This is a genomic window from uncultured Demequina sp., from assembly GCF_913055775.1.
GTDB lineage: Bacteria > Actinomycetota > Actinomycetes > Actinomycetales > Demequinaceae > Demequina.
This window is the reverse complement of record NZ_CAJXJX010000190.1, coordinates 1-3,296: the sequence shown is the minus strand read 5'-3', so window position 1 is coordinate 3,296 and position 3,296 is coordinate 1. Positions and strand designations below refer to the sequence as shown.

Here is a 3,296-nt window from a genome sequence, read left to right as displayed (position 1 = left end):
GTCGCCCACGATCGTGAACGAGCGGGTGGGGCAGCGCCGCAGCAGCATCCGCCACGCCATGGGGGACAGCTCCTGCGCCTCGTCGACCACGACGTGCCCGTAGGTCCACGTGCGGTCCTGGATCGCGCGCTCGGCGACGGACAGGCGGGCCTGGCCACCCTTCATGCGCGCCGCGAGCGCCTCCGCGGACACCGTGCCGTCGCCGCCGAAGGTGTCGAGCACGTCGCGCGCGTACGCGATCTCCTCCTCGGTCGCCTCGACGCCGGTCTCGCGGGGCGCGTCGCCCGGCATGTCGCCCAGCAGCTCAGCGGCCTCGTCGAGCAGGGGCACGTCCGCTTCCGTGAAGGGGGCCGATGCGGGCCGCAGCAGCAGGTCGCGCTCGGCACGGCTGAAGGAGCGGGCGGCGTGGTCCAGCAAGTGCGCCTTGGAGAACAGGTCGCGCAGGAGACGCGATGGGCTGACGGGCAGCCAGCACAGGTTGAGGGCGATGCGGATGGTCTTCGAGTCGCGCACGTCGCGCTCGAGCTCGACGCGGTCATCCGCGTCCCCGAGGCCGTCGAGCTGCTCCATGAGCTGCGTCGTCAGGCGCGCGATCATCTCCTTGGCGAAGGTCGCGCGCGCCTCGTTGTGCGGCCTGCCCTCGCGCCGGGCCTTGGCCTGGGCGTCCTTGATGTCCGAGCGGCGGATCGTGACCGTGCGGCCGTCGATCCTGATGTCCTGGTCGCGCCGCGGCAGCCGCTGGCGCTCGCGGACCGCGGACTTCATGACAGCGGCCATCTCCGTGCGTCCCTTGATGGACGCGACCGCATCGGACTCCTCGCCCGTGATCCGCACGCCCTGCACGAGGCCCGCGAGGGTGGTGGAGACCGCGCCCGTCTCGCCCAGGGACGGCAGCACGTGGTCGATGTAGCGCAGGAAGTCGCGCGACGGACCGATGAGCAGCACGCCACGGCGCTCGAGCTGCTCGCGGTGGTGATAGAGCAGGAAGGCCGCGCGGTGCAGCGCGACCGCGGTCTTGCCGGTGCCGGGGCCGCCCTGGACCACGAGCGCGCCGTGCATGGGCGCGCGGATGACGTCGTCCTGCTCGGCCTGGATGGTCGCCACGATGTCGCCCATGCGGCCGGTGCGGCGTGCGCCCAGGGCCGCGAGCAGCGCGCCCTCGCCGGCGAGACCCTCGTCGAGGCCCGCCTCCTGGAGGCGCTCGACGTCGAGCACGTCGTCCTCGACCGCGACCACCGTGCGGCCGCGGGTGGTGAGGTGACGGCGATTCACGACGCCGCCGGGGCTGGCGGCGGTCGCGGAGTAGAAGGACTGAGCGGCGGGCGCGCGCCAGTCGGTCAGCAGGGGAGCGTGGTCCTCATCCGAGAGCCCGATGCGGCCCACGTAGAAGCGCTCGCCGTCGGCCATGTCGAGCCGGCCGAAGCACAGGCGGTCCTCGACCGCGTCGAGCTGCATGATGCGATCCTCGTAGAGCGTCGCGAACGCGTCGCGCTCGGAGCGGTTCTGCGGCGATCCGGACGGGCCCTCGAGGCGGACGTCCGCGAGCCGGCGCTGCGTCTCGTCCCTCAGCTCGTCGAGGCGGCCGTACAGCTCGTCGACGACGTGCTGCTCGGCATCCAGGCCGCGGCGCTCCGCGGCGAGGGTGCGGTCGTCGTGCATGCGTCTACCCTTCGTTGCCCGGCATCCTCCTGGCCGAGGCAGTCCTCCATTATCCACCGCGACGGAGGCGGGCGCGACCACCTGTGACATTCCCGATTTCGCGGAAAGCGAGACGTCCCCGAGGGCCGCGGGCGCCCGTCCCCAGCGTGAAACAATGGTCGGACTATGGATACTCCTCTCGTGAGCTGGGACCCGGAGGGCGTCGAGGCGTGGGCCGCGGCCGCTCCGCAGGAGGGCGCTGTGCTCATGCACTCGCTGCGGGGGTTCATCGACGCCGGCAAGGCCGGCGCGCTGGTCGCGCAGCACATCCTCGACACGGGTGACCCGGTGAGGGTGGCGAGCTTCGACATCGACCAGCTGCTCGACTATCGCTCGCGGCGGCCCGAGATGACGTTCTCCGTCAATCAGTGGACCTCGTACGACGAGCCCCACCTCGATCTCGACCTCGTGAGGGACCTCGAGGGCACGCCGTTCCTGTTCCTGCACGGCTTCGAGCCCGACATCCGCTGGGAGGCGTACATCCGCGCGGTGCGCGACATCGTCGAGCGGCTCGGCGTCGAGCTCACGCTGGGCGCGCACGGGATCCCCATGGCCGCGCCGCACACGCGGCCGCTGACCGCGACCATCCACGGCACGGCGCAGGACCTGCTGCCGGACGCCCCCAGCCTGTTCGGCACGGTGACGGTGCCCGCGAGCGCTCAGAACCTCATGGAGTACCGCTTCGGTCAGTGGGGGCGCTCGGCGATCAACGTCGCGGTCCACGTGCCGCACTACCTCGCGCAGTCGCCGTATCCACAGGCGGCGCAGAAGGCGATGGAGGCCGTCGAGGACATCACCGGACTGGCGCTGTCGAGCGATGCGCTCGACGACGACGCCGCGCAGGCCGCCGAGGAGATCGACCGCCAGACCTCGGAGAACGAGGAGGTCCAGGCGCTCGTCGCTCAACTGGAGGAGCAGTACGACGCCTTCATGGAGCAGCGCGAGGACGGCATCGACATCGACGGGCCACTGCCCTCGGCGGAGGAGCTGGGCGCAGAATTCGAGAAATTCCTGGAACAACAGCGGGGAGACTCTCCCCCTGGACCCTAGTTTCGTGTCATGCTTGACCCGGTTGCAAGAACGTAGTGTGCACGAACCGGTCTGACCTGACCCGGAACCAAGCATTGCGGCGACAAGCGCCGGCACCGTGCCGACGCTTCCCGTCACCGGGCAGTAAGGATAGGAAATACGCATGGCACAGGGTTCTGTGAAGTGGTTCAACGCTGAGAAGGGCTACGGCTTCATCGCTCAGGACGGCGGCGGCGCCGACGTCTTCGTGCACTACTCGGCAATTCAGTCCGAGGGTTACCGTTCGCTCGAAGAGGCGCAGCGCGTCGAGTTCGACATCACCGAGGGCCCCAAGGGTCCCCAGGCCGAGGCTGTTCGCCCGCTCTAAGGCCCACGTAGGCTTCCACGAAGGCCGTCGCCCCTCGGGGCGGCGGCCTTCGTGCTTCCGCCGCCGGCCTAGATTGAGCGAAGTGGATCCATTTCGCTCGTTTAGGGGCTTGGGTGAGCGAGAATCGACCGCCGGGAGGGCCGATGCGCGGGTCCAGTCGCGCTCAGACGGGCCAGGCGGGGTCCACTCCCGTGGGCAAGGG

Annotated in this window: 3 protein-coding genes; 2 read left to right on the top strand and 1 reads right to left on the bottom strand. The window is 70.4% G+C overall.

Features of this window, described 5'->3' with window-relative positions:
• On the bottom strand, positions 1–1,659 hold a 1,659-nt coding region (locus QZ483_RS13265), incomplete at its 3' end, for an AAA family ATPase (protein ID WP_297084799.1).
• A gap of 165 nt (positions 1,660–1,824) precedes the next feature.
• Between QZ483_RS13265 and QZ483_RS13260 the strand changes: the two genes are divergently transcribed.
• Positions 1,825–2,748 (top strand): PAC2 family protein, encoded by a 924-nt coding sequence (locus tag QZ483_RS13260; RefSeq protein WP_297084797.1) that lies wholly within the window; start codon positions 1,825–1,827, stop codon positions 2,746–2,748.
• A gap of 142 nt (positions 2,749–2,890) precedes the next feature.
• On the top strand, positions 2,891–3,094 hold the full coding sequence (locus QZ483_RS13255) for a cold-shock protein (RefSeq protein WP_297084795.1): 204 nt from the start codon (positions 2,891–2,893) through the stop codon (positions 3,092–3,094).
• The last annotated feature ends 202 nt before the right edge of the window (positions 3,095–3,296 follow it).

Coding starts and splice junctions, on each gene's coding strand:
- QZ483_RS13255 (WP_297084795.1), top strand. CDS start 2,891: ATGGCACAGGGTTCTGTGAAGTGGTTCAACGCTGAGAAGGGCTACGGC.
- QZ483_RS13260 (WP_297084797.1), top strand. CDS start 1,825: ATGGATACTCCTCTCGTGAGCTGGGACCCGGAGGGCGTCGAGGCGTGG.